Annotated in this window: 29 protein-coding genes; 9 read left to right on the top strand and 20 right to left on the bottom strand. The window is 69.0% G+C overall.

Annotated elements, in window-relative coordinates:
• Nucleotides 1-18: 18 nt before the first annotated feature.
• From ACFVV0_RS01070 to ACFVV0_RS01145, 16 genes are all read right to left on the bottom strand, one after another.
• A complete protein-coding gene (locus ACFVV0_RS01070) occupies nucleotides 19-468 on the bottom strand; it encodes a flagellar hook assembly protein FlgD (RefSeq protein ID WP_387057194.1) in 450 nt (149 codons plus the stop codon).
• A 19-nt stretch (nucleotides 469-487) separates the two neighbouring features.
• Nucleotides 488-2,011 (bottom strand): flagellar hook-length control protein FliK, encoded by a 1,524-nt coding sequence (locus ACFVV0_RS01075; protein ID WP_387057196.1) that lies wholly within the window; start codon nucleotides 2,009-2,011, stop codon nucleotides 488-490.
• Nucleotides 2,008-2,682: a C40 family peptidase gene (locus tag ACFVV0_RS01080; protein ID WP_387057198.1), complete on the bottom strand. Its 675-nt coding sequence runs from the start codon at nucleotides 2,680-2,682 to the stop codon at nucleotides 2,008-2,010. Before ACFVV0_RS01080 ends, ACFVV0_RS01075 begins: the two co-directional genes overlap by 4 nt.
• Nucleotides 2,679-3,113: a hypothetical protein gene (locus ACFVV0_RS01085; protein ID WP_387057200.1), complete on the bottom strand. Its 435-nt coding sequence runs from the start codon at nucleotides 3,111-3,113 to the stop codon at nucleotides 2,679-2,681. Before ACFVV0_RS01085 ends, ACFVV0_RS01080 begins: the two co-directional genes overlap by 4 nt.
• Nucleotides 3,113-4,453: a FliI/YscN family ATPase gene (locus ACFVV0_RS01090; RefSeq protein WP_387057202.1), complete on the bottom strand. Its 1,341-nt coding sequence runs from the start codon at nucleotides 4,451-4,453 to the stop codon at nucleotides 3,113-3,115. The genes ACFVV0_RS01085 and ACFVV0_RS01090 overlap by 1 nt, the downstream gene beginning before the upstream one ends.
• Nucleotides 4,450-5,046 (bottom strand): FliH/SctL family protein, encoded by a 597-nt coding sequence (locus ACFVV0_RS01095; RefSeq protein ID WP_387057204.1) that lies wholly within the window; start codon nucleotides 5,044-5,046, stop codon nucleotides 4,450-4,452. Before ACFVV0_RS01095 ends, ACFVV0_RS01090 begins: the two co-directional genes overlap by 4 nt.
• The gene (gene fliG / locus ACFVV0_RS01100; RefSeq protein WP_387057206.1) at nucleotides 5,036-6,052 is read right to left on the bottom strand and encodes a flagellar motor switch protein FliG; all 1,017 of its coding nucleotides are present in this window, start codon (nucleotides 6,050-6,052) and stop codon (nucleotides 5,036-5,038) included. The genes ACFVV0_RS01095 and fliG overlap by 11 nt, the downstream gene beginning before the upstream one ends.
• Nucleotides 6,049-7,647, bottom strand: a complete 1,599-nt coding sequence (gene fliF / locus ACFVV0_RS01105) for a flagellar basal-body MS-ring/collar protein FliF (protein WP_387057208.1) — start codon at nucleotides 7,645-7,647, stop codon at nucleotides 6,049-6,051. The genes fliG and fliF overlap by 4 nt, the downstream gene beginning before the upstream one ends.
• Nucleotides 7,647-7,952 (bottom strand): flagellar hook-basal body complex protein FliE, encoded by a 306-nt coding sequence (fliE, locus tag ACFVV0_RS01110; RefSeq protein ID WP_387057210.1) that lies wholly within the window; start codon nucleotides 7,950-7,952, stop codon nucleotides 7,647-7,649. The genes fliF and fliE overlap by 1 nt, the downstream gene beginning before the upstream one ends.
• Nucleotides 7,952-8,344: a flagellar basal body rod protein FlgC gene (locus tag ACFVV0_RS01115; RefSeq protein WP_387057212.1), complete on the bottom strand. Its 393-nt coding sequence runs from the start codon at nucleotides 8,342-8,344 to the stop codon at nucleotides 7,952-7,954. The genes fliE and ACFVV0_RS01115 overlap by 1 nt, the downstream gene beginning before the upstream one ends.
• Nucleotides 8,344-8,685: a flagellar basal body rod protein FlgB gene (locus ACFVV0_RS01120; RefSeq protein ID WP_387057214.1), complete on the bottom strand. Its 342-nt coding sequence runs from the start codon at nucleotides 8,683-8,685 to the stop codon at nucleotides 8,344-8,346. Before ACFVV0_RS01120 ends, ACFVV0_RS01115 begins: the two co-directional genes overlap by 1 nt.
• Nucleotides 8,686-9,089: 404 nt before the next feature.
• Nucleotides 9,090-9,416, bottom strand: coding sequence for a hypothetical protein (locus tag ACFVV0_RS01125; RefSeq protein WP_387057216.1), 327 nt, complete (start codon nucleotides 9,414-9,416; stop codon nucleotides 9,090-9,092).
• Nucleotides 9,397-9,855: a flagellar export chaperone FliS gene (gene fliS / locus ACFVV0_RS01130; RefSeq protein ID WP_387057218.1), complete on the bottom strand. Its 459-nt coding sequence runs from the start codon at nucleotides 9,853-9,855 to the stop codon at nucleotides 9,397-9,399. The genes ACFVV0_RS01125 and fliS overlap by 20 nt, the downstream gene beginning before the upstream one ends.
• A complete protein-coding gene (fliD, locus tag ACFVV0_RS01135; protein ID WP_387057220.1) occupies nucleotides 9,852-11,237 on the bottom strand; it encodes a flagellar filament capping protein FliD in 1,386 nt (461 codons plus the stop codon). The genes fliS and fliD overlap by 4 nt, the downstream gene beginning before the upstream one ends.
• Before the next feature lie 87 nt (nucleotides 11,238-11,324).
• Nucleotides 11,325-12,158, bottom strand: a complete 834-nt coding sequence (locus tag ACFVV0_RS01140) for a flagellin (protein ID WP_387057222.1) — start codon at nucleotides 12,156-12,158, stop codon at nucleotides 11,325-11,327.
• A gap of 90 nt (nucleotides 12,159-12,248) precedes the next feature.
• Nucleotides 12,249-13,064, bottom strand: coding sequence for a sigma-70 family RNA polymerase sigma factor (locus ACFVV0_RS01145; protein WP_387057224.1), 816 nt, complete (start codon nucleotides 13,062-13,064; stop codon nucleotides 12,249-12,251).
• Between the two features lie 392 nt (nucleotides 13,065-13,456).
• On the opposite strand from ACFVV0_RS01145, the gene flgN reads away from it, so the two are divergent.
• The 4 genes from flgN to ACFVV0_RS01165 are packed head-to-tail and all read left to right on the top strand — an operon-like array spanning nucleotide 13,457 to nucleotide 16,647.
• Nucleotides 13,457-13,948, top strand: a complete 492-nt coding sequence (flgN, locus tag ACFVV0_RS01150) for a flagellar export chaperone FlgN (protein ID WP_387059404.1) — start codon at nucleotides 13,457-13,459, stop codon at nucleotides 13,946-13,948.
• 10 nt (nucleotides 13,949-13,958) lie between these two features.
• Entirely contained in the window at nucleotides 13,959-15,383 is a 1,425-nt protein-coding gene (gene flgK, locus ACFVV0_RS01155) for a flagellar hook-associated protein FlgK (protein WP_387057226.1), read from the top strand.
• Nucleotides 15,384-15,397: 14 nt separating this feature from the next.
• On the top strand, nucleotides 15,398-16,270 hold the full coding sequence (gene flgL / locus ACFVV0_RS01160; RefSeq protein ID WP_387057228.1) for a flagellar hook-associated protein FlgL: 873 nt from the start codon (nucleotides 15,398-15,400) through the stop codon (nucleotides 16,268-16,270).
• The gene (locus ACFVV0_RS01165; RefSeq protein WP_387057230.1) at nucleotides 16,267-16,647 is read left to right on the top strand and encodes a flagellar assembly protein FliW; all 381 of its coding nucleotides are present in this window, start codon (nucleotides 16,267-16,269) and stop codon (nucleotides 16,645-16,647) included. Before flgL ends, ACFVV0_RS01165 begins: the two co-directional genes overlap by 4 nt.
• A gap of 28 nt (nucleotides 16,648-16,675) precedes the next feature.
• On the opposite strand, the gene ACFVV0_RS01170 is transcribed toward ACFVV0_RS01165, so the two are convergent.
• Nucleotides 16,676-17,944, bottom strand: coding sequence for a serine hydrolase domain-containing protein (locus tag ACFVV0_RS01170; protein WP_387057232.1), 1,269 nt, complete (start codon nucleotides 17,942-17,944; stop codon nucleotides 16,676-16,678).
• Nucleotides 17,945-18,002: 58 nt separating this feature from the next.
• Here ACFVV0_RS01170 and ACFVV0_RS01175 point away from each other — a divergent pair, with 58 nt between their 5' ends.
• The 4 genes from ACFVV0_RS01175 (at nucleotide 18,003) to ACFVV0_RS01190 (ending at nucleotide 20,194) form a co-directional block, all read left to right on the top strand.
• Nucleotides 18,003-18,299, top strand: coding sequence for a DUF2470 domain-containing protein (locus ACFVV0_RS01175; RefSeq protein ID WP_387057234.1), 297 nt, complete (start codon nucleotides 18,003-18,005; stop codon nucleotides 18,297-18,299).
• A 103-nt stretch (nucleotides 18,300-18,402) separates the two neighbouring features.
• Nucleotides 18,403-18,816, top strand: a complete 414-nt coding sequence (locus ACFVV0_RS01180; protein ID WP_387057236.1) for a DUF4383 domain-containing protein — start codon at nucleotides 18,403-18,405, stop codon at nucleotides 18,814-18,816.
• 32 nt (nucleotides 18,817-18,848) lie between these two features.
• Nucleotides 18,849-19,430, top strand: a complete 582-nt coding sequence (locus ACFVV0_RS01185; RefSeq protein WP_387057238.1) for a hypothetical protein — start codon at nucleotides 18,849-18,851, stop codon at nucleotides 19,428-19,430.
• A gap of 116 nt (nucleotides 19,431-19,546) precedes the next feature.
• Nucleotides 19,547-20,194, top strand: coding sequence for a heme oxygenase (biliverdin-producing) (locus tag ACFVV0_RS01190; RefSeq protein WP_387057240.1), 648 nt, complete (start codon nucleotides 19,547-19,549; stop codon nucleotides 20,192-20,194).
• Nucleotides 20,195-20,204: 10 nt separating this feature from the next.
• On the opposite strand, the gene ACFVV0_RS01195 is transcribed toward ACFVV0_RS01190, so the two are convergent.
• Both ACFVV0_RS01195 and ACFVV0_RS01200 read right to left on the bottom strand, forming a co-directional pair.
• Complete coding sequence (locus tag ACFVV0_RS01195) at nucleotides 20,205-20,558, bottom strand: FHA domain-containing protein (RefSeq protein WP_387057242.1); 354 nt, start codon at nucleotides 20,556-20,558, stop codon at nucleotides 20,205-20,207.
• A 37-nt stretch (nucleotides 20,559-20,595) separates the two neighbouring features.
• On the bottom strand, nucleotides 20,596-21,876 hold the full coding sequence (locus ACFVV0_RS01200; protein ID WP_387057244.1) for an ATP-dependent RecD-like DNA helicase: 1,281 nt from the start codon (nucleotides 21,874-21,876) through the stop codon (nucleotides 20,596-20,598).
• An 89-nt stretch (nucleotides 21,877-21,965) separates the two neighbouring features.
• Between ACFVV0_RS01200 and ACFVV0_RS01205 the strand changes: the two genes are divergently transcribed.
• Nucleotides 21,966-23,039, top strand: coding sequence for a hypothetical protein (locus ACFVV0_RS01205; RefSeq protein ID WP_387057246.1), 1,074 nt, complete (start codon nucleotides 21,966-21,968; stop codon nucleotides 23,037-23,039).
• A 34-nt stretch (nucleotides 23,040-23,073) separates the two neighbouring features.
• On the opposite strand, the gene ACFVV0_RS01210 is transcribed toward ACFVV0_RS01205, so the two are convergent.
• On the bottom strand, nucleotides 23,074-24,984 hold the full coding sequence (locus ACFVV0_RS01210; RefSeq protein ID WP_387059407.1) for a cytochrome c oxidase assembly protein: 1,911 nt from the start codon (nucleotides 24,982-24,984) through the stop codon (nucleotides 23,074-23,076).
• Between the last annotated feature and the right edge of the window lie 99 nt (nucleotides 24,985-25,083).

The raw sequence follows: 25,083 nt of genomic DNA on the forward strand, positions 1-25,083 counted from the left end.
CTGCCTTTCTGTGGTGGGTCAGACGGTGGGAGCCGGGGTGGGGCTGACCACTCCGGAGATCGAGTCGAGGGGGATCTTCTGGTCGCCGACGGTGACGACGGGAACCGAGCCCTCGTAGGAGACGGACGAGGCGAGGCCGCTCTTCGTGGCGCCGTCCTTGTCGATGTAGTTCACGGTGTGGCCGACGAGGTTGGCCGCCGCCATGCGCATCTGCAGGGCGAAGTTCTCCTGGTTGGTGCTGTCCATGTTGGTCAGCTTCTCCATCATCGCCAGCTGCGTGGTCTGCGCGATCATCTGGTTGGTGTCCATGGGCGAGCTCGGGTCCTGGTTGCGCAGCTGGGTGACCAGGAGGTTCATGAAGGCTTCGCTGTCGAGGCTCTGCTTCGGGACCCGGGTCGGCTGGGTCGTGTAGATGCCACTGACTGACGGGGTGTCGCTGCTGGCTCCGGTGACGGGATCGACGGCCACGGTGGCTCCTTTCTGTCGCCTAGACGACGAGGTCGATGGTGTGGACGGGTTCACCCGGGCGCGGTGCGCGCGGCTGGGTATGGTCGGGGTCGGCGGATGCGCGCGGCGCGCTCCCGGAACGGTCCCCGCTCGCGTTCTGCTGGCCGTTCGACAGCCAGGCTGGGCGCTCGTCGCCGTTGGGCGACGGCTGGTTCTGCGAGGAGAGGTCGAGCGACGCGCTGAGGCCGGCGCCGGACAGGTCGCGCCGGAGGTCGGGCAGGATCGAGCGCAGTGCATCCCTCCCCCCGTCCGTCGGGGCGAACAGTTCGACGCGCACTCCTTCGGCGCCGACGTGCGCGCGAACCGTCACCGGCCCGAGCGCCTCCGGCGTGATGTGCACGGTCATCACGTGCTCACCACGGCCGGACGATGCGAGCGTGAACACGGGGCGCGCGAGCTGTGCGGGCAGGTCGGGCGCGGCGTTCGCCGGTGCGGTCGCGGTTGCGGATGCGCTGGCCGGGGATGCGGGCACCACCGGCTGCAGCGTCGTGACCGTCGATGCCGGGGTCACCGCGGCAGGCGCGGGCGCGGGCGCAGCGGCCGGGACCGCCGGCTCGGGGCGCGAGGCCGACGACGCGGGATCGGCAGCCGAAGCAGCGGCGAAGGGTGCCGAAGCCGTCACGGCCGGCACCACGGACGCGGCGCGGCTCTCGCCTCCGCCTTTCGAACTCTGGCCGGCATCCTGCCCGCCCGACGCGCTTCCCGCCGTCACACCCGCCGACGCCGAACGTCCGGTCGACGCAGCGAGCGGTGACGAACCGCCGTCGGTGGGCTCGGCGGACGGTGCCGCGGGGGCGCTCGTCGCCGCGGTCCGTGGAGTCGCCGGCGCAGCGGCCGCCGCGACTGCGACCGGCGAGGAAGCGGAGGGCACGGTCGGAGCAGCCGAAGCCGCGGAGACACTGGACGGCGCCGGTGCAGCACTGGTCGCGGCCGGGCTCGCCGGCGGAGCAGGCACCGCACTAGGGATGGGACCAGCGGTCGCCGTCGCGGCCGGCGGTTGCGCCTCGGCCACGGCGACGCCGGTCGCAGAAGCGGTCGCCTGCGAACCCTGCCCGGCCGCAGCAGGCGAGGTCGCGGCAGCGCCGGTCGGCTCGATGAGGGATGCGGCGAGCGCGGTCGCCGTCGTCGCACCGACACCGACGCCAGCAGCCACCTGAGCGTCTGCGACCGCCTGCCCGCCCGCCGCAGCGGGCGGCGTCGGGTTGCTCGCCGCAGACGCATCCGTCCCACTCGAGGTTGCCGCGGGCGCGTCTTGTTGCCGAGCGGCATCCGCGGGCGCAGGCCCACCGGGCGCGGCACCGGATGCGGCTTCGTGCTGAGCCGACTCGCGGTGCGCATCCTTCACGGCCGGTCTGCGCTTGTCGCCCGCCGTCGGGCCGGTGGACTCGGTCGCCCCCTTGAGAAACTGGCCGAACGCATCCGCGCTCCCGGCCTTGCGGGCGCCCGAGCTCGACGGTCCCGGAGTCGCCGGGGACGCGGTCGGCGCCGACACGACGGGGCTCACAGCGAGGCTCCCGACAGCATCGACTGGAACAACGCCTGCAGTGCGGCGGCTTGCGACGTCGAGAACCCCGTTCCGCTGACTCCCGAAGCCGCGGTCGCGGTCGACGCCTGCGGCACCACCCGGCGGATGGTGTCGATCTGCGAGTCGTCCATGTACGCCTCCACCAGTCGCACGTCCTTGCCCGGGCGCGGTGCGTGGATCACCTTGTGGTCGCCCGCGTAGATGAGGATGTGCTCCCCGCCGCCCGTCACGATGAGGTCACCGGGCTGCGCCTGAGCGAGGGACGGCACCTCGGTGCCGAGCTTGGCCTGCCCGGAGACCAGGCGGGGAACGTCGATCCCGAGGTCCTTGTAGACCCGCTGCACCAGTCCCGAGCAGTCGAGACCGCTCGACGTGGTGCCGCCGAACACGTACGGCACTCCCAGGTACTTCTTCGCGTCGGCGACCACGTCGGCCCCGGTCACGGTTCCGCCGCCGAGCGTGGCGCCCGGGTCAGACGTGCCGAGGACTCCGGCGAGCGCATCCGCGAAGTCGGTCGCCGAGTCCGCCGAGGACGCCGACGATGCGGAGGAGGTCGCACTGCCCGACGAGGCGACCTTGGTCGGGTTCTCGAGCTGCACCAGAGTCGACTGGATCTGCGCGATCCGGCTGAGCGCATCCGTGATCGTCATCCTTCGCTCCCTTCCCGCTCGCGCACCCAGGCGCCCGTGGCGACCTCGTCGATGGCGGCCTGCTCGGTGGTGAGGTCGTGGGCGGTGACACCGGCGACATGCCGGGTCTCGAGCTTCTCCAGGCCGACGGCTCGCGCCTTCGCGGCGCTGAACGCTGCCTGAGCCTGCTCGGCTTCGCTCTCGGCGCGCTCCGTCAATGCAGCCAGGTCGGCCAGCATGCTGCGACTGGATGCACGTGCCGCGGCGACCGCGAACAGCGAGCTCGCGTCGGTGGCCTCGAGCGAGACATTGTGCAGCGCCGCGATCGCGCGCGCCTGCCGTTCGCCGACATCGCGGCGCAGCGCATTGGCGGCGGCCAGGTCGCTCGCCGCGTGGTCCTTCTCGATCTGGCGCAACCGCAGCAGTCCGGCCAGCGGAAAGGCTCGAGCCATCAGACACCTCCGAGCTTGGCGACGAGAACGTCCAGGCGGGCCCAGGCTTCCGCCGTGTTCGCGGGATCGCCGAGATTCTGGCGCAGGAAGGCGTTGATGGCGTCTTCGTGCGCGACCGCCGCATCCACCTTCGGATTGCTGCCCGGCTTGTACGCGCCGACGTCGAGCAGGTCCTGCGCGGCGATCTTGGCGGCGAGGATGCTGCGCAGGGCCACCGCCGCAGCGCGCTGGTGCGGGGTGGTCACCCGCGAGGCCAGCCGTGAGATCGAGCCGAGCACGTCGACCGAGGGGAAGTGCCCGACGACTGCGAGCCGCCGATCCATCACCACGTGCCCGTCGAGGATGGACCGGGCGGCGTCGGCGATCGGCTCGTTGTGGTCGTCGCCGTCGACGAGCACCGTGTACATGCCCGTGATCGACCCGGTCACCCCCGTGCCGGCGCGCTCGAGCAGCTGTGCGAGGAGGGAGAACGTCGACGGCGGATAGCCGCGCGTGGCCGGAGGCTCCCCGACCGAGAGACCGATCTCGCGCTGCGCCATGGCGACGCGGGTGAGGGAGTCCATCATCAGCATCGCGTGAGCGCCCTGATCGCGGAACGACTCGGCGATCCGGGTTGCGACGAAGGCCGCACGCAGCCGCATGATCGCCGGCTCGTCGGAGGTCGCAACCACGACGATCGAGCGCGCGAGGCCCTCGGGTCCGAGGTCGTCCTCGAGGAACTCGCGCACTTCGCGCCCGCGCTCCCCCACCAGCGCGATCACCGAGACCTCCGCCTCCGTGCCGCGGGCGATCATCGACAGCAGCGACGATTTCCCCACGCCCGACCCGGCGAAGAGCCCGAGCCGTTGCCCGCGGCCGACGGTCACCATCGTGTCGAGCACACGCACGCCGAGGCCGAGCGGCGTGACGATTCGTGCGCGGCGCATCGCCTCGGGCGCTCGATGGTCGAGCGAGACGAAGGTGTCCGCCTCGATCGGGCCTTTGCCGTCGACGGGACGGCCGAGCGCGTCGATGACGCGGCCGAGCATCCCTCGACCGGTCGGAACCAGCATGGGCGTGCGAACTGCCCGTGCGGGCGCGCCCGCCGCGATGCCGGTGAGCCGGCCGAAGGGCATGCACCGGATGCGGTCCTGCGTCGTCGCGACGACCTCCGCGTGCACGCCGGGGTTCTCTCCGATCGTGACGAGGTCGCCCATCGCGGCGTCGATCCCGGTCACCTCGGCACCCAAGCCGACCACGCTCGCCACACGGCCGACGCGTTCGGGCCGCGCGGCCGCAGACGCCGCCGCGACGCGCGCGGCGAACGTCGTCTCGGCGGACCCGGTCGTCGCGGCGTTCATGCGAGGGCCTCGCGGGCTCGGTCGAGGGCGGTGCGGATGCGCGCATCCAGCCAGCCGTCCGGCAGCTCGCCGATCGCGTCGCCGGGCGCCAGTGCGGGATCTCCGACGAAGCGCACTTCGCCGTCGGAGACCAGCGGGGCGAGCACCTCGAGGTCACCGGGGCTGAGCCTCACGACCCCGACCTCGCCCGCGACCTCGCTGTCGAGCACTCGGGCGACCGCCGCTCGGGCGGCGGCCAGCCTGTCGCTCTGCGCGCTGCCGATCACGGCTTCGGCCAGTTCGAACGCGGCCGCGAGCAGAGCCTGTTCGGCCTCGGCGAGCACCGGGACCGTGCACTCGGTCAGGTCCACTGCTGCTGTACGCAGCGTCGCGGCGACGTGCGCGACACGCACGGCCGCCGCCTCGCTCTCGAGCACGCGCTCCGCCTCGGCGGCGTCGGCCCAGGCCGCCTGCTCGAGCGCGGCAGCGCGCAGGCCGTCGGCGTACCCTGCCGCGAAGCCGCGGGAGCGCGCGGTCTCCGAGGCGGCCTGCGACTGCTCCGTCTCGGCGAGAACGGGGAGCGGCACCCGCTCGAACACGACGTCAGTCGACATAAGTGTCCTCGTCGGTGCGCTGAACAGTGATGGTTCCCTCGGCCTCGAGATCGCGGATGGCGCGAACGATCTCGGCCCGCGCATCCTCGACCTGCGACAGGCGCACCGGCCCGAGCACGCGGATCTCGTCGTCCAGGATCTCCCGGTTGCGCTCCGACAGGTTGTTCCTGATGATCTCGGTGACCGGGTCGCTCGCGCCCTTCATGGCCACGGCGAGCAGCGCCGCGTCGATCCCCCGCAGCACCTGCTGCACGTCACGCGCCTCGAGCTTGACGATGTCGGCGAACGTGAGCATGCGCGACCGCACCTCTTCGGCGAGTTCCGGGTTGCGACGTTCGAGTGCTTCGAGCAGCGCCTTCTCCATGCTCGCGTCGGCCCGGTTGATGATCTCGACCAGCGGCTGCACGCCGCCGACCACATCCGTCTCCCGCGACGAGACGACGGCGCTGGCCCGCTGCTTCAGAGTGTCTGCGACGACGCGCACGGCATCGGGGCTGGCGCTGCCCATCGTCGCGATCGCGTGGGCGACCTCGGTTCGCAGTTCCTCGTCGAGTCCGGCGAGCACCCGCGACGCATGGTCGGCTCGCAGGTGCGCGAGGATGAGCGCGATCGTCTGCGGCAACTCCCCCGCCACCAGCATCTGGATCTGGCCGGGCTCCACCGCGTCGAGGAACTCGAACTGCTTGCCGGCCATCGTCGATGCCACGCGATTCATCACGCCGACGGCCTTCTCCGCGCCGAAGGATGCCTCCAGCAGACCGACCGCGATGTCGCGACCGCCGCGGGTCGTCATGCCGCCGCGCACCGTGATGTCGTGGAACTCGCTCATCGCCTTCTCGGCGATCGCGGGATCGACGCGGCGCAGCCGCAGGATCTCCGCAGTGATCTCGTCGGCCTCCGTCTCCGAGAACTGCTTCATCACCTGGGCGGCGCGCTGCTGATCCATGTTCATCAGCACGATCGCCGCCTTCTGGGCGCCGGTCAGCGGGGTCTTTAGGTCGCTCATACCGTCTGCCGATCCTCCATGAGACTGCGGAGGAACTCAGCCGTCTTCTGCGGATCCCGCTCGGCCAGGGCCTCGATCTCGGCACGGCGGCGGTCGGTCTCGAGTTCGGCGGCCGGCGCAGGCGCCTCGGGCACCGGGTCGAGCTGCATCGGCACCGTCGGGGCGGCCTGGTCGAGCGACGGGAACGGAACCGCGCCGAACTCCAGGGAGTCTGTCTCGGCGGCGAGCTCCGCCTGCTCGGCGGACCGCCTGCGGCCCCGGCGGAACAGCGCGAAGATGATGATCACTGCTGCCACGATGGCGCCTGCAATGACAGAGGTGCGGATGATGCCGCTGAGCTGGTCGGCCGCGGCGGCATCCCTCGTCGCCTGCAGCGCCTTCTCCGCCTCTGTGGCGCTGGCCTGGGAGAAGTTGACCGTCTCGACGCTGACCGAGTCTCCCCGCTTCACGTCGATGCCGGCCGCCGCGTTGACGAGGTTGCGGATCTCGGTGGCGCTCACGCCGTCCATCGCATCCTTGTTCAGCGCCACCGACACCGTCTGGCGGTTGATCGCTCCGGCCGGAATCGTGCGCTGCTCGGTGACCTTGTCGACCGCGTTGTCCTTCGTCGACGACTCCGAGTTGAACGTTCCGTTCCCGTCCGTTCCGTTCGGCACGGCGATGTTGTCCGGTCCGAGCACGCCGGCGGCCGAACCGCCCGTGCCCGTGTACGTCTCCTTGTTGGTGGTCTCGCTCAGCGAGGGAGCATCGGTCGGGGTCGAGAACGTCTCCTCGGTGCGCTGCGCCGACTCCTTGCTGAGGTCGGCCGCCACCACGACGGTGGCATTGCCCGGGCCGACGACCTTGTCGAGCATCGCCTGCACCGCGTTGCGCACCCGCGACTCGTAGTCGCTGGCCTGCTTGTCCGCGCCGCCCACCGCTCCGGTGCCGACTGCGCTCAGCACGGTTCCGGATGCGTCGATCACCGCGACGTCGGTCGGCTGCATGCCCGTGATCGCCGCACTGGTGAGGTGCACGATCGCCTGCACCTGGTCGTCGTTCAGCGTCACACCGTTCTGGGTCTCGACGAAGACGGAGGCGGTCGGGTCCTTCTTCTCCGACACGAAGACCGTGTCCTCGGGGATCGCCAGGCGCACGGATGCGGTCTTCACGCCCTTCATGGCGCCGATCGTCGCCGCGAGCTCGCCCTCCATCGCCCGCTTGTACGTGACCGACTGCTGGAACTCCGACGAGGTGACGCCCATCTTGTCGAGCAGCGAGTATCCGCCCGTGCTCGACGACGGGAGCCCGGCGGATGCCGCCTTGAGCCGCTCGTCGTAGACCTTCTCCTGCGGAACAAGGATCGTGGCCCCGCCGTCGGCGAGCTGGTACGAGACGCCGTCGGTCTTGAGCTGGTCGACGATGCTCGACGCATCCGTCGCCTGCAGGCCGGAGAAGAGCGGGGTGTACGAGGGCTGGGCCGCCCACATCGTCAGTCCCGTGATCCCGAGCGCGACGACGGCGACGCCGATGATGGCGATCGTGCGCTGCGCGAACGAGAACCCGCGGATCGTCTCGCCGATCCGCCGGAAGAAGCTCGTGACCTGCTGAGGCATCAGGCCTGCATCCTCATGATCTCGTTGAACGCGTCGACGGCCTTGTTGCGAACGCCGGCGACGAGCTCGAGGGTGACCTGGGCGCGCGACGACGCCAGGGTGGCGTTGTGAATGTCGTCGAGATTGCCGGTGACCGCCTGGATGGCGAGTTCATTGGAGGTCGACTGCAACTGCTGCAGGTTGTCGACGGCGCCGGTGAGGGCGTCGCCGAACGAGGCTCCCCCGGTCGCCGTGGCACCCGAGGCGGCCGAGAGGGCGCCGGTGGTGTCGACGGCGCCGACTGCTCCGATGGCGGGAATGGGCATCAGCTGCGTCCGATCTCGAGGGCTGCCTGGTAGGTCTCTTTGGCGCGGTCGACGACCGCCGCGTTCGCCTGATAGCCGCGCTGGGCCATGATGAGCGCACCCATCTGCGACGAGAGGTCGATGTCGGGATACCGCACATACCCTTTCTCGTCGGCGACGGGATTGTCGGGCTCATAGACCATGCGGCCCTCGGCGCTGCCGTATGCGGCTCCGGCCACGTAGGCGCCGGTCACGCCCTCCCCCTCCTGGGCGACGATGTATCGCGCCTGAAAGGCGGCGCCGTCGGTGGGCTTGGCCGTGTTGATGTTGGCCAGGTTGTCGGAGATGGCGTCGAGCCACTTGCGGTGCAGGGTCAGGCCCGTGCCGGCGATGCCGATCGCGTCGAAGGTCATCAGTTCGTCCTCAGGGCCGCGCGGATCGCCGTGAACTCGCCGCCGGCCGCCTGCGAGGCGAACTGGAAGCGCAGCACGGTGTCCACATTGGACAGGGTCTCGGTGTCGAGGTTCACGTTGTTGCCATCGAGACGGGTCGGCTCGAGTGAGCGTGCCGTGGTGGCGGAAGCATGGCCGTCGCCGTCTGCGACCGACCGTGCGAGGGCATCCTCGAACGACACCCGTTCGGCCGTGTAGCCGGGGGTGTTGACGTTGGCGATGTTGTTGGCGATCGCGCGCTGGCGGGCGGCGAGCCCGTCGAGGGCGCTGGCGAGCGCCGCGCTGGTCACGGATTCGAGCACGTGGACACCTCATCGGAAGTCGTCAATTGGCTTCGGCCCATCCATGGCCAGTTCGGCGAGCGATCCGTGCTCATTGACTGCTATCGGCACCGTCGCCGCGATGGTTAGGGGTCGGCCGAAATCCCTCTGTGGCGGGGATGTACTGCGCGTGCTCGCGGCTCACAGTGCGGGGTCTTCCCCACAGTTTCATCCACAGCTTCTTACACCTGGTGAATTACACCGCTGTCATTTCGAAGAAAGCTTCGAATGTCGCGTTGGCGCCGTAGAACCGCTGATGAGAGCGGGTTTCCTTACCGACACGCCCGTCCGCATCCGGACATCCCGCGCGTGTCCTCCACACATTTGCATCGCTCATCCACCGCTTGTGCACAGCGTTATCCACAGGTGGAGCGGGTGAGGAGAACTCAGCCGATCAAGTCGAAGTAGACCGGATGCGCACCGGGCTCCGCCGGCGGCACCGAGCGCACGGCGGCGAGGTGCTTCGCAGTGGTCTGCCGCACATCCTCGAGGTAGCGGATCGTGTGCAACTGAGCCTCCAGCAGCCGAGCCGCACGCTCCACCAGCTCCGGCGGAATCGGCCCGAGCGCGATCGGCGGACGCCACGGCACGGGGTCGATCTGGGCGACCGCACGCTGCAGGTCGAGCTCGACCCGGCCGAGGGCGTCATGCCAGTCGCGAACGACGTCGGTGTCGGCGTCCTCCGCCCACAGTTCACGCGATTCCAAGATCACGGGCCTCCCCGCTCGGTGAACCCGACATCGCGTACGCGCCGCGTGAGCCGGCGGCCGGCAGGAGCGCCGCGGCCTCGTGCCAGGTCTCGCAGAGCGGCTCGATCAGGATGCGGGCTTCGCGCACCTTGTCGACGTCACGATCGATGTTGCCGGTGACGATGAGCCCCGACACATAGATGTAGAGCTGCAGCAGACCGTCGGCGCCGTCCCACGCGTCGAGCCTGAGCGAGGACGAGAGCTCGTCGACGATCCGGTCGGCGTGACGCAGATTCTCGGCTGCGACCGCCCAGTCCTGCTCGCTGAGCCCGGTCTCGGCACGCGAGAGGTCGAGCACCAGGCGGTCGTAGAGCATGGTGAGCAGGCGCACGGGCGAGGCCGAGAGCACGGCGTCGCGGTTGTACGCCGAGAGCTTCGCGACGGCGCCGTTCATGAGGGTCATGACGAACTCGTCGAGAGGCCGGCGAGCTGCCCGGTCAGCCAGGACGACTGCGACTGAAGCTGCTGGAGCTGCACCTCGAGGTTGGCGTACGTCTTCTCGAGCGTCGAACGGCGGTCAGCCAGGCGGGTGTCCCAGTCGGTGATCTGGTTGTTGAGGCCCTTGACCGTCGACTGCTCGCCGGCGATCTTGCTGGTGATGGTGCCGTCGTACTTGTCGCTGACCACGTTGGCTGCGTCTGCGACCCGCGAGGCGACCGTCTGAAGCGCCGCCTTGGCCTTCTCGGGGTCGGCCGCGAGTGCCGCCGCGAACTTGTCCTTGTCGAAGGTGATCTGGCCGTCGCTGGTCATGCTGATGCCGTAGGTCGATGGCGAGAGACCGTTGATCGGTGTCGAGACCGCCGACGCGAGCTTCTGCGTCGCGTCGCGAACGGTCGAGTCGCCCGTGAAGGGTCCGGAGCTGACCACGGTGCCGCCGGCCGTGTCGGTCGACGTGGTCACGGCGTTCTTCTGGTTGATGTACGTGAAGATGTCGTTCAGGCCGCTGACGAGGGAGTTCGCCACATCCGAGATCGCGCTGTCGCTTCGTGCGACCGTGAGGGTGACCGGGGCGCTGGATGCCGCACTGACGGTCAGCGAGACGCCCGGAAGGAGGTCGGCGAAGGTGTTGGTCGAGGAGGTGACCGTCTGGGCGGCGCCCGTTCCCGCCCAGAGCGTGACCTGGGCGTCCTGGGCCGCCCGCACCTGCGCGGCGCCCGGCTCACTCAGGAGGTCGGTGGCCGTGCCGGCCGTGACCTGGGCCGGTGTTCCGCGGTACGCGGTGAAAGAACCGGCGGCGCCGGTCGTGGTCGAGCTGAGCTGCAGCCGGTACTGCTGCTGGCCGGTCGACGGGTCGAGACCGGCGGAGACGCGGGTGGCGCTGACGCCGACGCCCGCCTTGTTGATCGCTGCGGCCACGTCGGCGAGCGACGAACTGGCGGCGGTGACCTGGGTCGTGGTGCCGTCGGCGGCGACGAAGGTGAGCACGGGTGGCTGATCCGGCCACTGGGTGAGCGGGGCGCTCACGGTCACCTGTGCCTGGGCCAGCTTGTCGACCGTGAAGTCGAGGGTGCCGTCGGTCGCGCCGGTCGTCGCCGTCGCGACCACGCTCGTGGAGCTGCTGGTCGCCGTGTGCAGGTCGACGCCTGCCGGCTTCGACGTCGTCGTCGCGAGGTCGGCGAGTGCGGCGATCTTGGTATTGAGAGCCTGCATCGCGCTGATGTAGGTGGTCGAGTCGCTGACCTTGTTCTTCAGCAGGGTCTGCGGAATCGCTTCCGCCTGCATCAGGCTGTTGATCAGCGACGTCGTGTCGAGTCCGCTGATGAGTCCGTCGACGGCCATGCCCATGCGGTGGTCCCTCCCTCAGTGCGGTGGTGCGTGTCGATGGTGGGCGGCCGGGATGCTTTTGGGGTGCGCATCCCGGCCGCCAGCCTGCTAGCGGAGCAGCTGCAGAACGCCCTGGCCGGACTGGTTGGCCTGAGCGAGCATCGCGGTGCCTGCCTGCGACAGGATGTTGGAGCGGGTGTACTTCACCATCTCCTCGGCCATGTCGGTGTCGGTGATCCGCGACGAAGCGGCCGACAGGTTCTCCTTCGAGACGTTCAGGCTGCGAACCGCCGACTCGAAGCGGTTCTGAACGGCACCGAGCGTGGCGCGCGCGGTCGAGACGGCCTGGATCTGGGTGTCCAGGGTCGCGATCGTGGTGAGCGCCGTGGCGGCGTCGGCGTAGCCCGCGGCCGGAAGCGCGCTGACGACAGCGGAGATGTCAGCGCTCGACAGGTCGACGCCGATCTGGTCGTTGGCCGCCGTGCTGCCGGCACCCACCTGGAAGGTGAGCGTCGCGTTGGAGCCGTCGAGCAGGTTGATTCCGTTGAAGTTCGTGCTGCCCGAGATGCGGGTGAGCTCGTCCGTCAGCTGGGTGACCTCGGTCTGGATGTCGGTGCGCGAGTCCGCGTTGTTCGAGTCGTTACCGGCCTGAACAGCAAGGTCGCGCATGCGCTGCAGGATCGAGTGCACCTCGGTGAGCGCACCTTCAGCGGTCTGCACGACGCTGATGCCGTCCTGAGCGTTGCGGGAGGCGACCGTGAGGCCACCGACCTGCGACTTCAGGCCCTCCGAGATGGCCAGACCGGCCGCGTCGTCCGCCGCACGGTTGATGCGGAGGCCGCTGGACAGCTTCTCGAGCGACTTCGAGAGGTCGTTCTGCGTGTTGTTCAGGTTGCGGTAGGCGTTGTTGGCCGCGATGTTGGTGTTGATCTGCATACCCATGATTGCTTTCCTCCATGATTGGGTTCTTCGCCGCCCATCCGTGGGCGACATGGTGATCTATCGACCGCTTTCCAGCGATCGTTAGAAGATTCAGGATGCGTTTCGAGCAGACGATGTCGGGTGCGGCGACAGCCGGGCCACGTTCGAGACCGCGTGCTGTGCGAGCCGGGCGAGGTAGGCGCTGCGACGGGCCTGCGAGGTCTTGGCCTCGATGACCGCGGGGTCGCCCTCGTCGGCGTAGTGGGTGGCCATGCCCTCGCGCATGAGGCGGATGGCCTCCGAGCGCTGCTGCGAGACGGCGGAGTGGGTGATCCCGAGCTCTTCGGCGATCTCGGTGACCGTGCGGTCGTCGAAGTAGATCGCCTGCACGATGGAGCGCATCCGCTCGGGCAGGGCTTCGACCGCGGCGCGCACGTAGGCGGTCTGTTCGCCGGCGAGCAGCGCATCCTCGGGGGAGACGGCCTCCGACACGAGGAAGACCTCGGTGAACTCGTCGAGGGTGGTGACGGTGCGGGATGCGTCCGACAGGGCTGCGACGGCCGTTTCGCGATCGACGCCCAGAGCGTTGGCGATCTCGTCGACCGTCGGCGTGCGGCCCAGTCCGGCGGTGAGGCTCTCCTGCACCGCCATCGTCTCCTTGATGCGCTTGCGTGCCGACCGGGTGGCCCAGTCGCTGGCGCGCATCTCGTCGGCGAAGGCACCGACGATGCGGGTGCGGGCGTAGGCGCCGAAGGGGATGCCGAGCGTCGGGTCGTAGGCGTTCGCCGCGGTCACGAGCGCCACGGCCCCGGCGGATGCCAGGTCGTCGCGCGAAAAGTGCGTCGCGCGGGCGCAGAGGTCGGAGACCAGATAGCCGACGAGCGGCAGGTTCTCGACGACGAGCGTGTTGCGTTCTGTGCGGTTCACGCGGGCGACCCCTAGTCCTGAGTTCGCCGAGCACACTCACGTGTCGCGGGTGACGATACGCGGGTGGTGCTCGGACAGTGCTTGAGATTTGCCCGGCGAGGGTTCGGGTGCCGGGCAAGTGCTAGGAATCTTTCTCGGTGTTCACGGTAACAATCCAGGTGCTTCGAATACTTGTATTGCATGCCCCCACTACGGGGCTGCCCCTACCCCCAGTAAGCGGGCTAGGTGCGCGTATGAGAAAAGCGATACGGAGTTCAGGGATTTCCCGGGTCGCCGCCCCTAACATCGAGCCCAATGGTGCCGATTGTTGTACTCGACGGCGAGCGGTCCGCTCGCCGAGAGACTGAGGGGACCAGGTGCGCACTTCGACTGACGAGGTAGTGGGGAGCGACATGGCCGCGAGCGAGCTGTCCGCACAACTGTGGAAAGAACGCGAACTGCTGGAGCTGCTGCTCTTCAAGCTGGAGGAGGAGCAGCTGCTGCTCACCGCCGGCAAGTCGCGCTGGATCTCCCACGCCACCCGCGAAGTCGAGCAGGTGATGGAGCGGATGCGCGCCGTCGGGCTCGCCCGCACCGTCGAGGTGGCCACCCTCGCCGAGCAGTGGGGGATCAGCCCCGACTCCTCGCTGCGCGAACTCGCAGCCGCCGCCCCGGAGGGCATCTGGACCGACATCTTCGCCTCGCATCTGACGGCGATGACCGAGCTCACGGCCCAGATCACCGATGTGCGCGACACCAACGAGCGACTGCTGCGCGAGGCGGCACGATCGACGCAGGAGACGCTCAGCGGCCTCGCCGGCGGTGGCGACCCCGGGATCTACGGCGCGAGCGGGGAGAACCGCCCCGGCTCATCCGGGGCCCGGTTCTTCGACACGGAAGCGTAGGACCGATCGGATGAGCACCTTCAGCGGCCTCAACACCGCGTACACCGGACTCGTCGCGGCCAAGACCGGCCTCGACGTCGTCGGTCAGAACATCGCGAATGCGGGAACCGCCGGGTACACCCGCCAGCGGGTGACGACCTCGGGCGTGCCCGCCCTCAACTCGGCGGGACTGTTCACCGGAGGCGTGCGGCCCGGCCAGGGCGTGAGCGTCGACGGCATCCAGCGACTCGACAGTGCCGCCCTGGATGCGCGGGTCCGCTCCACCACGGCCCTGTCCGGCTACTCCGGCGCGCGAGCCGATGCACTCGCCACCCTCGAGAACTCGCTGAACGAGCCGGGCACCAACGGTCTCTCCTCGCAGCTGCAGAAGTTCTGGTCGTCGTGGGCGGATGTGTCGAACCAGGCGGGCGAATCGGCCCCCGTCGGCGTGCTGCTCGGCCAGTCCGCGACGCTCGTCACGCAGATCCAGGCAGGCTATCGGGCGGTCGACGACCAGTGGTCCGCTCTGCGCACCAACGTCGACGGCATGGTCAACGACCTGAACGATGCGGCGAGCGAGGTCGCGGACCTGAACGGCCGCATCCGCTCGACCCTCCTCGCCGGAGGCTCCGCCAACGAGCTGATGGACCGCAGAGACCTTCTCACGACCCAGATCGCGAACCTCTCGGGCGGAGTCGTGCGCCCCGCTGCCGACGGCACGGTCGACGTGCTCATCGGCGGCAACGCGATCGTCTCGGGAACGACGTTCAACGCGGTGCAGGCGGCCGGCGCGCGGCGGATGAGCGACGCCACCGGAGATCCCGTGCGACTCGAATGGGCACACCGCCCCGGTGCGGCCATCGCCATGGAGGGCGGCACGATCGCCGGAGCGATCTCCACCCTCGCGCCGGCAGACGCCACCGGAACCGGCGGCGTCCTGGCCGAGGCGGCCGCCAGCTACAACGCCTTCGCGGTCTCCCTCGCCCAGCGCGTCAACGATGTGCACCGCACCGGCGCGACCCCGACCGGCGCGACCGGCCTGGACTTCTTCGCCATCGACCCCGCTCAGCCGGCGGCCCTCGGCCTCTCCGTCGTCCCCACCGGGGTCGGCGAGGTCGCGACGGGCGCGCCAGGTGCCGGCGGCAGCGAGGGCAGCATCGCAGACGCGATCTCCCAGCTCGGATCCGGCCCGAACGCGGTCGACAAGCAGTGGGCCGACTTCGTCGTGCGCATCGGCGTGGCCAGCAAGACCGAGCAGCAGCAGTCCGCGCTCGCCGACCTCGCCTCATCGGGAGCGGTCAACGCGCAGCTGTCGAACTCCTCCGTCGACCTCGACGAGGAGAACATGAACCTGCTGGCGTTCCAGCACGCATACCAAGGCGCCGCCCGCGTCATGACCGCCGTCGACGAATCCCTCGATGTGCTCATCAACCACACCGGATTGGTCGGGAGGTAACCGTGTTCACTCGCGTGACCAACGCAACCCAGGCGCTCAACGCGCAGCACAACCTGCAGGCGAACCTGCAACGGCAGGCCGTGCTCTACGATCAGGCCACCAGCAGGCGGCTGATCACCAAGCCGTCGGACGACCCGACCGCCACCGCGAGCGCCCTCAGCGTCCGCGCCGACCAGAGCGCCACCGCGCAGTACTCGCGCAACGTGGACAGCGGCGACGCGTGGCTCGCCACCGCCGACTCCACCCTGTCGTCCGTCGAGAGCATCATGGGGCGCGTTCGCGACCTGACCGTGCAGGGCGCCAACGACGGAGCCATGTCCCCCGAGGCCAAGGAGGCGATCGCGACCGAGCTCGACGGGCTCAAGAAGAGCCTGCTCTCGCTCGCGAACACCAGCTACCTCGGACGCAACGTCTTCGCCGGCAACTCGAATGCCGGCGTCGCCTTCCAGCCGGACTACAGCTACACCGGCGTCGCCGGGAGTACAGTCGAGCGAAGAATCGGCCCCGACACCACCGTGCGGGTGGATGCCGACGGCGCGGCGGCGTTCGGCACCGGCGCGGCCTCGGTCTTCGCCCTCATCGACAACACCGTGAACGACCTGCGCACGGGCGTCAACGTGGGGCCGCGGCTCGGGCAGATCGACGATCGGATGAAGGCAATCGTGGGAGAGCACGCGGAGATCGGTGGGCGACAGACCCGCATCGACAAGGCGAAGGACACCATCGCCATCAGCACCAACTCGCTCGAGGCGCAGCGGTCGAGCATCGAAGACGTCGACCTCAGCAAGGTGATCCTCGACCTCAAGACGCAGGACGTGAACTACCAGACCGCGATCGCCGTCACCGCCCGCGTCCTGCAGCCGACCCTGATGGACTTCCTCCGATGACCGCTCTCGACTTCGTCACCCCGCCTCCCGGCCTGGAGCCGTTGCGCGAGTTCGACCTCGAGGCGGTCGCCGGTGCCTCCGGGCTCTACACGATCCAGTCGTCCGAGCGCCCGGAGATCCGCATCTTCGCGATCGACGCGGCTCTGCACCTGCCGGGCTACTCCCCCGAGGTCCCGGATGCGAGCGCCGCCGAGCTCGGAGTCTCGAGCGCCGACGAGGTGCTCGCCCTCGTCGTGGTCAACCCCTCGCGCGAGGGCAGCACGGTGAACCTGCTCGCTCCCGTTCTGGTGAACCGCAGCACCGGCGCCAGCCTGCAGCTCGTGCTCGACGACGACTTCCCCGTGCGCGCCGAACTCGCCGCACTCGCCGGAGCCTGACCGCCGCATCCGGAGTCGGTACCCGCGATCAGGCCGGCGGGCAGACGGTGTTCGCCTGGAGGGCGGCGACGGCCTGTTCCTCCGACCAGGGAAGACCGGTGACGACTTTGGCGCCGCTCTGCTCGGCCGGAGCCTTGGCGACGATCGAGACCAGTCGTTGGGTGAGCGCCTGGATGAACGGCTCGCCCGAGGTCGAGTTGTTGAGCGCGACGACGACCGTCAGACCCGAGCTCGGGTCGCTGAACATCGCCGACAGGTAGCCCGGGATCGCACCCACGCTCCCGCGCAGCGGGCCGAGCATCGTCACGCCGAGCCCGTACCGCTGCCAGCTCGCACCGATGGAGACCCCCGACGTCTGCGCCTTCGCCGACTTCTCGCTGAGCAGCGAGCCGGTGGCGAGCGACTCCACGAAGGCCTTCAGATCGGAGACGTTCGAGACGGCTCCGAACGCGGTCGCCCCCATCGACGGGGACAGACTGCTCACGTCGATCACGGTGCCGCAGACCGGTGCGCCGGCCGCATCGAGCGCCGTCGCATATCCGGCGGGATGCTTGCCAGGCACATCGAGCACGCCGGAGGACGGCAGCGAGCTCGAGGTCATCCCGAGCCGGCCGAAGATGTACTTCTGGTAGAGGTCCTGCCAGCCCGACCCCGTCGCGTTCTCCAGCGCCATGCCCAGCAGCACGAAATTGGTCGCCGAGAGTCCGAACTTCTCACCCGGCCGTCCGAACGGGGCCGCCGCGATCCCGTCGCTCACGAGCTCGAGCTCCGGCCACTGGCGGGTCGGATTGTTCACGAACTGGGTGTTCAGGGAACCGACGTAGTCCCCGATGCCCGAGGTGTTCTGGCACAACTCCCGGAGGGTCACCCCGTCGACGCCGACGAAACCGGGGAGGTACTTGGAGACCTGATCGTCGAGCTTCACCTTGCCCTCGTCCACGAGCGCGAGCAGCACGGTGCAGGTCATCGGCATCGTGTTCTCCGCGATGCGGAACGTCATGTCGGCCGAGACGGGGACCGAGCCCTTGGCCGTCGTGCGGCCCAGCCCGGAGACCCAGCTGCCCGCCCACGGCGCCCACACTCCGACGACAGCACCGGATGCGCCTGACAGCTTCATCGCATCCGTCATCGCCGCGTCGAGCTTGGTCTGCACCTCGCTGGTGAATCCGCCCTGCACCTGCGTCGGGAGCTGAGGACCCGAGCTGCCGTACGGCGTGCAGGCGGCGAGCAGGATCGCGACGATGCTCGCCAGAGCGACGACGGTGATCCGTCGGGTCCCACTCGCCGGTCGGCGCATGTGCCACCCCCCGATGGTCGATTGCTCGTAACACGGATTCTATCCGTAGCATCGGCGTATGCCGACTTTCGATCCAGACGTGGTGAACGCGGTGCTCCGCCACATGAACGGCGACCATCGCGACGACAACCTGATCATCGCGCGTGCGAACGGCGCCCCGGAGGCCTCCGCGGCGACGATGATCGCTCTCGACGAGAATGCGGGCGTCTGGTCGGTTCGCGTGGGCGACGAGGACGCCGAGCTGCGCATCCCGTGGACCGTCCCCGTCGCCGAGCGCGCCGACATCCGGAAGGCCGTCGTATTCCTCTACCGGGATGCGTGCAGGCAGCTCGGCATCGAACCACGCACAGACTAGGCGGAACCGCAACGGGCTCGCGATCCAATCCGGTCGGGGCCACCCTCCGAACTAGCAGATGAACACGACGGTCGTCGTGCTCGTCCACTAGGAGGGAACGAACATGCGCAACTCACCGAATCGCTTGGTCGCCACAGTTTTCGGCGCCGTCTACATACTCGTCGGCCTGCTCGGCTTCGCAGTCACCAGCGGCGTCGGCTTCGTCGCCACCAGCGGCGGATTGCTGCTCGGCATCTTCGAAGTCAACCCGCTGCACAACATCGCGCACCTGCTGATCGGCGCTGTGCTGCTCATCGCCGGGCTCACCAGGGTCGGGGCGGCCAAGGCCGCGAACACGACCGTCGGCGCCGTGTATCTGCTGCTCGGCATCATCGGCTTCTTCCTGGTCGGGACCGGGGCGAACATCCTCGCCCTCAACACCCCCGACCACTTCCTGCACCTCGTGAGCGCCATCGTGCTGCTCGGTGTCGGCCTCGCCGCGGACAAGACCGTCCGCGCCAACTCGGCCGTCGCCTGACGACCGCCACGGCCTGCCCGAAGGTGGACAGCATGATGATGGGGACATCGCTGGGGGCGCCCGACAAGCCGGCTGAGAGACGTCGATCCGGGTCGTTGCCGACGACCCTGACCGTCGCTCCAGCCGTGCGGGCCTGGCTGGCCGTGGCAGCGCTCGGCGCGGGACTGCTGCACGCAGCTCTCGCGGCGAGCGCACCTCTCCCGGCCCTGATCGTCCTCGTGGCGATCGGGGCCGCGGAGCTGGGCTGGGCCGTCGTGACCCTCGCTCGCGACCGGCCTCCCGCAGTGCGAGCGTCCCTCTACCTCGCACTCGTTCCCGTGGCCGCCTGGGCCGCAGTCGCCACGGTCGGCGCGACCTCCGAGGCGGGCACGATCCTCGCCCTGCCTCCCCTGCCCTTGGCTGTCGCGTCTGCCCTCGACCTCGCTGTCGCCCTCACGATCGCGGTTGTGCTGCGCCGCGGTCGCCCGGCCGCGCAGAACACCGGCGCCGCACGATTCCTCGCCTCGCTCGCTCTCAGCGCCGTGGCGGTCTGCGGTGTGACCGTCCCTGCCCTCTCGGTGACGGATGCGGGGATCGGCGCGGTCACGGTGCACCTGGAGCACGGCGGCCACTGAGCATCGGATGGGAGTGTGCGATGCGACTCCCATTCGGGGGTTCGCATTCGCCTGTCGCTGCCCTAAGCTGAGAGTCGTAGTTAGGCTTGCCTTACCTCCCCGAACTCAGGAGCACCGTGGCTGACGTGATCCCCTTCTCCCAGGCGCTCCGCGAGCGCACGCGCACTGATCACGGGTCGAGCGAGGGCGCCGGTTTCATGCAAGACCTGATGAGCGGCAAAGGCACCCGCGACGACTACATCGCCCTCGTGGCCCAGCACTACTTCATCTACGAGGCGCTCGAAGCGGCCGCGGCCGAGCTCCGCGACGACGCCGTCGCCGCGACCTTCATCACTCCGAAGCTGACCCGCCTTCCCGCCATCGTCGCCGACCTCGAGTTCCTGCTCGGACCGGACTGGCGCGACCGCATCACCCCGCTGCCGACCACCGTGCGCTACGTCGACCGCATCCACGAGGTCGGCGGCACCTGGTGCGGCGGCTTCATCGCCCACCACTACACCCGCTACCTCGGCGACCTCTCCGGCGGCCAGATCATCCGCACCCTGATGCAACGCCAGTTCGGCTTCGAGACCAACGGTGTCGGGTTCTACCTCTTCGCCGAGATCGCCAAGCCCCGCGAGTTCAAAGACGTGTACCGCGCCCAGCTCGACGCGGTCGACTGGGACGACGCGGAGCGGGAGCGGGTCATCGACGAGGTCATCCTCGCCTACCGATTCAACACGGAGCTCTTCGACGATCTCGCCCTGGCCAAGGCTGCCGCCTAGCCCGCGCGACCTACCGGCGGCTGAGCGCGAAGGATTCGCGCCCGAACCGCACCACTGACCCCGGATCGACCTCATGCCGCGTATTCGGATCGCACGAGTACGCGCCGTCGCCGGGGTAGACGATGGTCGTACCGTTGGCGCTCCCCAGATCCATCACCCAGAAGACGCCCTCGTACTGGCCGAACGCCAAATGCGCCCGTGACACCGACTTGGTGTCGTCGGCGACCGCGATCAGCTCGACATGGTCGGGGTCGTCCATCTCGGTTCCAGGCACGTGAACCGACGGGATGCGCCCGATCACGCCGTTCCCGCGCGTCTCAACGCGCTGACCGTCACTGAAGTCGAGGATGAACGTCTCCGCCATGTTCTTCTCCCATCGATGCCTTTCGGCGTCGGCCGGCCTACTCGCGCCGCGAGCGCATGAACCGCTCGACGTCGGGGTCGACCATGATATCGCTCGGCCGCAGCGGCCGGGTCAGGTAGAGCCCCTCGAGCGAGGTGATGCGGCTGAGCGCCACGTAGGTCTGTCCCGGGCTGAACGCACGGTGCCCGAGGTCGACGATCGCCGAGTCGTACGTCTTGCCCTGCGATTTGTGGATGGTGACGGCCCACGCCAACCGCAGCGGGAACTGGGTGAACTCGGCCACCACATCCTTCGTCAGCTTCTTGGTGGCGGGGGAGTACGAGTACTTGAACTTCTCCCAGACGGCAGGCTCGACCTCATGGATCTCGCCGTCGACGTCGACGTACACGTTCGAGTCGATTCGCGTGACCGTGCCGATCGTGCCGTTCACCCAGCGCGGGCCGTCTTGCTGACCGGTGTCGTTGCGCAGGAACATCACCTGCGCGCCCACCTTCAGCTCCAGCGACTCGTCGGCCGGATAGGTGCGGCCACCGAAGTCGCCGCTGACCTCCGCCTTGGCCGTGAGTGCCCGCCCGGGCAGCCGCCCGAGAGCCTGCGAGTTGATGCGGTTGACCGTGTCGTTGCGGGTCGCCAGGGTGATCGTGCCGTCTTGCGGCGCTGCGCGGGACCCGGTCTCGTTGAGCCGGTCGGCGATCTCTTTGGTGACCTGACCGTGCCGTACCGCGTTCAGCATGTACTTGAAGTCCGATTCGTGCTGCCGGTGCACCTCGAGCAACTCGACGATCCGAAGGTCGGCTTCCTCCCAGACCTTCGCATCGAAGAACCACATCGACCGGTACGTGTCGCTGAAGTACGCCCGCTCCTCCGGGTCGCCCGGAACCGGGGCCAGCTGATACGGATCGCCGAACAGCACCACCTGAACGCCGCCGAACACCTCTTTGGGCCGTTGCCGCGCCTGGCGCAGGCTGCGGTCCATCGCATCCATCAGGTCGGCATTGACCATCGAGATCTCGTCGATCACCAGGGTGTCGATGGTGTTCAGCAGCTTGCGAAGCTCGGCGCTCTGGTCGATGTCGTGGTCGGCGATCACCCCGATCGGCAGGCGGAACAGCGAGTGGATGGTCTGACCGCCCACATTGAGCGCCGCCACACCCGTCGGCGCCGTGATGACGAGGGACTTCTCCGTGTTCCACGCGAGGTGATTCAGCAGGGTGGACTTTCCCGTGCCCGCTCGGCCTGTGACGAAGACGTGCTCGCGGGAGTGCTCGATCACGTCGAACACGCCCTGCTGCTCGGGGGTGAGGGAGAGTCGGCTCATCCGAGTTCCTTCCTCGCGCGACCTGCCGCACTACTCTAACTCGACCGGGCACGCCGGGGCCGCTGTCCACAGGACCCTAGGATGACATCATGGTTGGGGATGAGATCGACGGTGCTCCCTCGCATCCCCTGGGCGCCCTCTCGGCCCGCACGCGCGCCATCCTGATCTGGTCCGGCGTCGCGGTTCTGCTCGTGCTCGCGTTCATCGCGGCCGCCGGCGCCATGCAGCGCACCTTCTACAGCGCGAGCGGATTCGTGTCCTCGTACGTCGGCGCCCTCAGCCGGCACGACCTCGCCGCGGCGATGACCATGCCGGGCGCGAACCCGACGGCGGCGTCGCTCAGAGCACAGGGGCTCCCGGCGGCGCCATCGCGTGAGCTGCTGCGCACCGACGTCATCCCTCGCCTGCAGGACGTGCGTGTCGTCTCCGACGACGAGCTCGGCTCGGGGGAGCACCTGGTCGAGGTGCGCGCGACCGCGAACGGGCATCCGGTCGCCGCACGATTCAGCGTGCGCCAGACGGGGTCGGTGCTGGGCTTCCTCCCCACCTGGCGCTTCGCCCAGACGCCGTTGGCCGTCGCACACGTCACGGTCCAGCATGCCGACACCTTCACGATCGCCGGTCACACGGTCGAACCTCGCGCCATCACCGGCGAGCCGGCAGGTGCGTTCACGGCGAGCGCCGACTACCTCGTCTTCGCCCCCGGTGTGTACGAACTCGGCCACACGTCGCGGTACCTGGATGCACAGCCCGCCGTGTTCACGGCCGACTCGCCCGGCCGGGTGGTCCCGGTCGACGTGGTCGCGAATCCGAACGCCGCCTTCGTCGCCCAGGTCGACAAGCAGCTCCACACCTACCTCGACGGATGCGCGAAACAGCAGGTGCTCCAGCCCGCAGGGTGCCCGTTCGGCGTCTCCATCGACGACCGGGTCCTCGGCCTGCCCACCTGGTCGATCGCCGCCTATCCGCCGGTCGCGATCGTCGCCGGCGAGAGCAGCTGGACGATGCCTCCCTCCGACGGCACCGCGCACCTGTCGGTGAAGGTGCAGTCGCTGTTCGACGGAACCATCGAGCAGCGCGAATCCGACGAGCCGTTCCAGATGTCGATCTCCGCCATCACGATCTACGACGACGGCGCGCTCGACATCACCGTCGCGGACTGAGGCCCGAAGAACCGGCCCACGTAGCGGGATGCGCTCAGCGCGGTGCGCCGTCGCGTTCCGCGAGCCTCGCCAGTCGCGCGTTGTACGCGTTCAGCTCGGCCTCCCCGGTGCGGTCGGCGTTGCGATCGCGCCGCTTGGTCTCCCGGTCGTCGCTGCGGCTCCACTGGATGGCGACGACGATGGCGAGGATGACCGTCGGGATCTCGCCCACGCTCCACGCGATGCCGCCGCCGGTCTGCTGATCGACCAGGGGCGTCGCACCCCACGTTCGACCCATCGCCCCGAACCAGTCGGCGAGCAGCAGACCCTGATTGGTCATGAGCGAGAGTCCGAAGAAGGCGTGGAAGGCCATCGTGCCGAGCAGGAGGAGCAGCCGGAACGGGTAGGCGAGGCGGTACTTCACCGGGTCGATGCCGATCAGCGACTGCACGAAGAGGTAGCCCGTGATCAGGAAGTGCGTGATCATCCACTCGTGCCCGACGTGGTCCGTCGTCGCCCAGCGGAACAGCGGGGTGTAGTAGAACAGCCACAGCGAGGCCGCGAAGAGGATCGCGGCGACGATCGGGTTGGTGATGAAGTCGGCGAAGCGCGAGTGCACAGCCAGCATGATCCACTCGCGGGCGCCGCGCGATCCATCGTTGCGCTTGCGGATCGAGCGCAGCGCGAGGGTCACGGGCGCGCCCGGCACCAGCAGCAGCGGAACCATCATGGTGAGCACCATGTGCCCGAGCATGTGCTGGGAGAACAGGTACTTCTCGTAGGCGTTGATGCCGCCGGAGGTGATGTAGAACAACAGCACGATCCCGGCGACCCAGAAGACGGTGCGGTGGATGGGCCACTTGTCGCCACGCTTGCGCAGTCTCCAGACGCCCGCCAGGTAGAAGAAGAGCGCGAACGCGCATCCGAGAACCCAGAGCAGGTCGAAGTTCCAAGTGGTGAACATCCGGTCCCAGGTGAGTTCGGGCGGGAGCTTCTGGCCCGTGAGGATCTCGGCGGGCGTCGGGGTCGCTCCGAGCTTCTCCGGAACAGGGGTCGCCGTGCGGGCGAGAGCCGCTGCGACCCCGGATGCGATGCCCATGAACGCGAGCTCGGCGGTGACCAGCCACCAGAACGTGCTGCGCTTGTCGTTCGTCTTCAAACGGCCGATGAGGTACCGGCGCTGGAACACCCCGAACAGCCCGAGCGCGACGAGCGCAGCGACCTTCACCAGCACCAGGATGCCGTACGGCGTCGCCAGCTGAGCCAGCGTTCCGACACGCAACTCCGCGTTCACGTAGCCCGAGGCGGCCACGACGATGAACGACACCAGAGCGAGCGACGAGTAGCGCTCGATCGCCGGGATGATCCGGGCGCCGTCGAGCGAGCGCCGCACGATCACGAGGGTCAGCAGGCCGCCCAGCCACAGCGCTGCGAAGAGCACGTGCAGGCCGAACGAGGTGACGGCGGCATCGTGACCGGCCGCATCCGCACTGTGCCCCTGCTGGGCCATCGGAACGATCGAGGCCACGGCCAGAGCCGCGACGAACACGAGGGCCGTCTGGTTGCGAACGGCGAAGCAGAGCACGGTCGTAGCGGCGGCGATCAAGGTGATGCCGAGCCAGGCCTGCCCGAGCGAGACGCTCGTGATGAACGAGCTCAGCCCGTTGGTGAAGGTCTCGTCGAACGAGAGCGGAACGTTCGAGACGCTCACGAACGTGAAGAGCCCGGTGACGGCGCTCGCGACGGTCATCAGCGCTGCAGCGCCGGCCGCGAAGTCGAGTGCCTTGCCGTACTCGTCCCGATCGGGGCTGAATGCGAAGCACGCGAGCACGAGCGCACCGATCACGCCCGCCACGCTCAGATTGACGATCAGCGTCGACGCTGGAAGCCCCCACCGGATGAGCGCGCCCGGGTCGAGAAGCTGCGGTGCGGCGGCGCCCCCGCCGAACGCCAGCGCCGCGATCATCGCCACGACGGCGACGATCAGCAAGACGGCAGGGCCGGCTATCCGGGCGATTCTGGGCACCCGTCAAGCCTACGTCCCACGCGCTGAGAGGCCGCACAC

Source organism: Leifsonia sp. NPDC058230, assembly GCF_042882245.1.
In the GTDB taxonomy this organism is placed as follows: domain Bacteria; phylum Actinomycetota; class Actinomycetes; order Actinomycetales; family Microbacteriaceae; genus Leifsonia.

What these genes read in the sequence shown, in the direction of transcription:
- ACFVV0_RS01080 (WP_387057198.1), bottom strand. Translation starts at nt 2,682, where the DNA reads ATGACGATCACGGATGCGCTCAGCCGGATCGCGCAGATCCAGTCGACT.
- ACFVV0_RS01085 (WP_387057200.1), bottom strand. Translation starts at nt 3,113, where the DNA reads ATGGCTCGAGCCTTTCCGCTGGCCGGACTGCTGCGGTTGCGCCAGATC.
- ACFVV0_RS01090 (WP_387057202.1), bottom strand. Translation starts at nt 4,453, where the DNA reads ATGAACGCCGCGACGACCGGGTCCGCCGAGACGACGTTCGCCGCGCGC.
- ACFVV0_RS01095 (WP_387057204.1), bottom strand. Translation starts at nt 5,046, where the DNA reads ATGTCGACTGACGTCGTGTTCGAGCGGGTGCCGCTCCCCGTTCTCGCC.
- fliG (WP_387057206.1), bottom strand. Translation starts at nt 6,052, where the DNA reads ATGAGCGACCTAAAGACCCCGCTGACCGGCGCCCAGAAGGCGGCGATC.
- fliF (WP_387057208.1), bottom strand. Translation starts at nt 7,647, where the DNA reads ATGCCTCAGCAGGTCACGAGCTTCTTCCGGCGGATCGGCGAGACGATC.
- fliE (WP_387057210.1), bottom strand. Translation starts at nt 7,952, where the DNA reads ATGCCCATTCCCGCCATCGGAGCAGTCGGCGCCGTCGACACCACCGGC.
- ACFVV0_RS01115 (WP_387057212.1), bottom strand. Translation starts at nt 8,344, where the DNA reads ATGACCTTCGACGCGATCGGCATCGCCGGCACGGGCCTGACCCTGCAC.
- fliS (WP_387057218.1), bottom strand. Translation starts at nt 9,855, where the DNA reads ATGACCCTCATGAACGGCGCCGTCGCGAAGCTCTCGGCGTACAACCGC.
- fliD (WP_387057220.1), bottom strand. Translation starts at nt 11,237, where the DNA reads ATGGGCATGGCCGTCGACGGACTCATCAGCGGACTCGACACGACGTCG.
- ACFVV0_RS01140 (WP_387057222.1), bottom strand. Translation starts at nt 12,158, where the DNA reads ATGGGTATGCAGATCAACACCAACATCGCGGCCAACAACGCCTACCGC.
- flgN (WP_387059404.1), top strand. Translation starts at nt 13,457, where the DNA reads ATGGCCGCGAGCGAGCTGTCCGCACAACTGTGGAAAGAACGCGAACTG.
- flgK (WP_387057226.1), top strand. Translation starts at nt 13,959, where the DNA reads ATGAGCACCTTCAGCGGCCTCAACACCGCGTACACCGGACTCGTCGCG.
- ACFVV0_RS01165 (WP_387057230.1), top strand. Translation starts at nt 16,267, where the DNA reads ATGACCGCTCTCGACTTCGTCACCCCGCCTCCCGGCCTGGAGCCGTTG.
- ACFVV0_RS01170 (WP_387057232.1), bottom strand. Translation starts at nt 17,944, where the DNA reads ATGCGCCGACCGGCGAGTGGGACCCGACGGATCACCGTCGTCGCTCTG.
- ACFVV0_RS01175 (WP_387057234.1), top strand. Translation starts at nt 18,003, where the DNA reads ATGCCGACTTTCGATCCAGACGTGGTGAACGCGGTGCTCCGCCACATG.
- ACFVV0_RS01180 (WP_387057236.1), top strand. Translation starts at nt 18,403, where the DNA reads ATGCGCAACTCACCGAATCGCTTGGTCGCCACAGTTTTCGGCGCCGTC.
- ACFVV0_RS01185 (WP_387057238.1), top strand. Translation starts at nt 18,849, where the DNA reads ATGATGATGGGGACATCGCTGGGGGCGCCCGACAAGCCGGCTGAGAGA.
- ACFVV0_RS01195 (WP_387057242.1), bottom strand. Translation starts at nt 20,558, where the DNA reads ATGGCGGAGACGTTCATCCTCGACTTCAGTGACGGTCAGCGCGTTGAG.
- ACFVV0_RS01200 (WP_387057244.1), bottom strand. Translation starts at nt 21,876, where the DNA reads ATGAGCCGACTCTCCCTCACCCCCGAGCAGCAGGGCGTGTTCGACGTG.
- ACFVV0_RS01205 (WP_387057246.1), top strand. Translation starts at nt 21,966, where the DNA reads ATGGTTGGGGATGAGATCGACGGTGCTCCCTCGCATCCCCTGGGCGCC.
- ACFVV0_RS01210 (WP_387059407.1), bottom strand. Translation starts at nt 24,984, where the DNA reads ATGATCGCGGCGCTGGCGTTCGGCGGGGGCGCCGCCGCACCGCAGCTT.